Source organism: Brevibacillus sp. GCM10020057 (assembly GCF_042683565.1).
In the GTDB taxonomy this organism is placed as follows: domain Bacteria; phylum Bacillota; class Bacilli; order Brevibacillales; family Brevibacillaceae; genus Brevibacillus.
On sequence record NZ_JBHUJW010000028.1, the window covers coordinates 97,768 to 98,300 of the forward strand.

The following is a 533-nucleotide window of genomic DNA, read 5'->3' on the forward strand; positions in this document are numbered from 1 at the left end:
TGGATAGAGCGTTTGACTACGAATCAAAAGGTCGGGAGTTCGAATCTCTCAGGGCACGCCACTCTTAATAAAAAGAAGTATGTACAGTCGGGAAGTAGCTCAGCTTGGTAGAGTACTTGGCTTGGGACCAAGGGGTCGCAGGTTCGAATCCTGTCTTCCCGACCATGTAATCATCTCCTTCGCAAATAGCGTTGGGAATGATTGGTGGATGAATATTTGGTTGTGGTGTGGTACGCTATCAACCTGTGTTTCTGAACGCATCTCACTTAACATAGAGCGAGGAAAAAGTTGAATAATAATGATTGACTTTGACATCGCAGATGTGGTAAGATGTAATTCCTGTCGCTTGTTCGACAGAATCAAAAATGCTCTTTGAAAACTGAACAGCGAAAGCGTTGATGAGTCTATCATTTGATGATTTGCCAGCTTGAAAAAGCGATGAACCAGAAACAAACTTTATTGGAGAGTTTGATCCTGGCTCAGGACGAACGCTGGCGGCGTGCCTAATACATGCAAGTCGAGCGAGTCTCTTC

1 tRNA gene and 1 rRNA gene are annotated in these 533 nt (G+C 44.5%); both read left to right on the top strand.

Features of this window, described 5'->3' with window-relative positions:
• Positions 1-88 precede the first annotated feature (88 nt).
• Positions 89-165 (top strand) — tRNA-Pro (locus ACFSO0_RS09565).
• A gap of 291 nt (positions 166-456) precedes the next feature.
• A 16S ribosomal RNA gene (locus ACFSO0_RS09570) occupies positions 457-533 on the top strand; the annotation flags it as partial.